This is a genomic window from Kaarinaea lacus, assembly GCF_975902315.1.
The window spans coordinates 1-3,332 of record NZ_CDLKIE010000004.1 but is presented as its reverse complement, the minus strand read 5'-3'; the positions used below and the strand labels follow the sequence as shown (position 1 = coordinate 3,332).

Sequence of the window (3,332 nt, the reverse complement as noted above, 5' to 3'; positions counted from 1 at the left end):
GTGATGGCGATCACTATAATTCTTGCTGTAGCGCTTACTATCATGTTTTCCATAGTGGCTGCCCAGATATTTCCCGGTAGCCTGTGATACCCCTGGTAACAAACAAAGTGCCAGCCATAGAAACATTATTTGTTTAAAAGAAATTGAATTGTGTAACTGCAACGTTCTCATAATAATTCCCTCAACGTGATGCTGTTGTTGATTGTGTTTATGAGAACGACATCACAAGTTGTATGCCAGATATGCACGCTTTTATGCAAGGTCGTGATTTGCAATGCAATTTAAAGAACTATAAAAATACTGAAACGACAACAGCTTTAATTTTGTGACGCAAGTCCGAAAAATATGTGACACAAGTCCGTAGCCATCACAAAATTATGAGAAACAGTTACCAATATTGTCAGTTTATGTGCAACTGCGTCACACTTCTCACATGAAGCGTTAGCTATTGACACGGAAGCTAATAAAATAAACTGTGAATTGTGTACTGCAACTGTTTGATTAGGAATTGTTTGCCATTATTTTTTGTATAAAGGGATCATATAACGTCATTAGGTGACACAGAAAGGCAACTGACAAAGATGTAGTAACGTTTAATGTATGCTGCTTTGCTTCCTGGTGAGGAGGCGAAGCAGTTGCTGTTGCGCGCGAAAAAAAGCAAAATAAAATTTGCGTTATTTTGTAGTTATTGAAAAAGGAAAGCAGCCCTCTAACCAGCAGCATCACCTCCAGGAAAGATATGCTAGTGTGAAACAATCAGCTTTCATACTTCTAAATTTTGAGCTTGCGGAAACGATAGGTATGTAAGGTGTTACCTGCAGCCGTCATAGTAATGTGGTACACACGCAGGGCACTATGTTGTTATAATGTGCCGCGTCGTTTATGACTGTCTTTCGATTGACTATTATTCAATATCGGTATAACTTAATATCCTTTTTTTAAAATGATAACCAGAGCTGGCAAAAATATATTGGTTTACCTGCTAAAGCAGCGCATATTGCGAAAGTTTTCTCTAGTGGTAGCAGTGCTACCGGCATCAACGATGCTCAATGCACTATTACTAACAATAATTACAAGTCTGCCATTGTTAGCCGCACCTGCCATCGGCCCATCTTATCGGAGTCTGCCTGAAGAGCGGCAAGACTATATTCCTGCCGAGCTCATCAAGCGGGTCGGGAATCCCAATGATCTGTTTTTAAGATCCCATGTTGCAATGGTGTACGACGAGCGGGATGATGAAATTATAGTAAAGCGCAGCGCTACTCGAAAAATGCCAATTGCATCAATTACAAAATTGATGACGGCTATGGTAGTGATTGATGGAAATCTCCCGATGGATGAATTGATCACAGTCAGGCGAGTGGATCGCGATACCATCCGTTATTCAAAAACAAGGTTACCGGTGGGTACAACCCTGTCGCGTCGCGATTTGTTAATCATGGCATTAGTGGCGTCGGAGAATCGGGCGGCATTTGCGCTGGCTCGCACCTATCCTGGTGGTGTCGAATCATTTGTTCAGGCCATGAACGATAAGGCTCGATTTTTAGGTCTGGAAAATACCCATTTTGCCGATTCCGCGGGATTACGTAATGAGAACACATCGACAGCAGAAGAACTGGTCAAGTTAGTTCGTGTGGCGAGCCAATATAGTTTGATCAGAAATTATACTACTATTGTCAAGGATGTCGTTATTGATGACTATACGGGAAAAACGATTCGCTTTTCCAATACCAACCGCCTGATCCGTAAAGCTGATTGGGATATCAGCTTGAGCAAAACCGGTTTTACTTCTGATGCCGGTAATTGCCTGGTTATGAAAATTACCCTGGGTAATCGTCCCTTGATTGTTGTGTTGCTCAATTCCTGGGGTAAGCTGAGTAAATATGGTGATTCCAATCGTATTAAGCGCTGGATACTGGGCGCCGAAGCAAAAGTGAGACGATTGAACCTTATCTAGCAACCCCCAGCATGGAAAGCTCGCACAGTGATAGAAATTAGAGCAGCTACACCCGACGATTTTACCTCTATTGCTCGAATTATTCCTGACCAATACGAACTATTCCTGGTTTATCCAAAGGGCCAATATCCCTTTACAGCGACGCAGGTACAACATCTATATAGTGAGCGTTTTGAGTTTACCGTTGTTTGTGACGAGGATAAACTAATAGGGTTTGCCAATCTTTATGATCGTATGCAGGATCATTACGCGTTTATCGGCAACGTATTTATTCATCCTGATTACCGGGGACAGGGCCTGGGAAAGCTTGTGTTACAATATATGATCAAGGCGGCATTTGAAAAATACCAGTTTACCGAAGTGAGATTATCAGTATTTGCCGATAATAAACGGGCTATCGCCCTGTATCAACAAAATGGATTTAGTGAATATTCGAAAGAGCTGCGCACCGACCCAGACAATGAAGAGAAAGTATTGCTGCATATGTCTTTAGCAAATCCCAATGTTGATTAATACAATAATTTTTTCACTACCATGTCCGAGCAAAAAAAATCTGATCAAGACAAGCGTGATTCTCTCTACGCAAATTTTAAAACCGAAATAGACAAATTCGTATTTGATGACAAGGTCGCTGATGTATTCGACGATATGATTCATCGTTCAGTACCTGGTTACGATGCCGTCATTGCAATGATCGGCGTATTGGCAGAACGTTATGCTAAACCTGGCAGCCAATGTTATGACCTGGGAGCATCATTAGGTGCGGTTACCCTGGAGATGGAAAAAAATATTAAGGGGCGTGGTTGTAAAATAATAGCCATTGATAATTCGGAAGCCATGACAAACCATCTAAAACGAATAATAGACAAAGATGAGAATATTGATTCCGTTATTGTCAGGCAGGAAGATATTCGTGATGCCTGCATAGAAAACGCTTCTGTCGTGGTTTTAAATTTTACGCTTCAGTTTATTCCTCTTGAAGAAAGAAACAGGATAATACAAACCATCTATGATGGTCTGTTACCGGGTTCAATTTTTGTGTTATCAGAAAAAATTGCTTTTCCAGATAATTCAGAAAACGAGTTTCAGATTGATATGCACCACGAATTTAAAAAACTGCATGGTTATAGTGAACTTGAAATCAGTCAGAAACGCAGTGCGTTGGAAAACGTGCTGATTCCCGATACTTCAGCAACACATCGGGAGCGACTACAGCATGCCGGCTTTCAGAAGATCTACCTGTGGTTCCAGTGTTTTAATTTCATTTCTATTGTTGCTATTAAATGATTAATTACGATGCTCTTTATCGGCAATTACCCAATAGTAACCTTGTTGCATGGGAAAACATTCTACCCGCGGAAATTGACACTGCGAT

At 41.0% G+C, this 3,332-nt stretch carries 3 protein-coding genes; all 3 read left to right on the top strand.

Annotation, left to right across the window (positions count from 1 at the left end):
* The first annotated feature begins 997 nt into the window (after window positions 1-997).
* Genes ACWVCM_RS00060 through cmoA form a run of 3 tightly spaced genes read left to right on the top strand, consistent with a single transcriptional unit; the run spans window position 998 to window position 3,244 of the window.
* Complete coding sequence (locus ACWVCM_RS00060) at window positions 998-1,957, top strand: serine hydrolase (RefSeq protein ID WP_455199646.1); 960 nt, start codon at window positions 998-1,000, stop codon at window positions 1,955-1,957.
* A 27-nt stretch (window positions 1,958-1,984) separates the two neighbouring features.
* Window positions 1,985-2,470 carry an N-acetyltransferase family protein gene (locus tag ACWVCM_RS00055; RefSeq protein ID WP_455199645.1) on the top strand — a complete coding sequence of 162 codons (486 nt, stop codon included), beginning with the start codon at window positions 1,985-1,987 and terminating at the stop codon, window positions 2,468-2,470.
* Between the two features lie 21 nt (window positions 2,471-2,491).
* Complete coding sequence (gene cmoA, locus ACWVCM_RS00050) at window positions 2,492-3,244, top strand: carboxy-S-adenosyl-L-methionine synthase CmoA (protein WP_455199644.1); 753 nt, start codon at window positions 2,492-2,494, stop codon at window positions 3,242-3,244.
* Window positions 3,245-3,332: the final 88 nt, after the last annotated feature.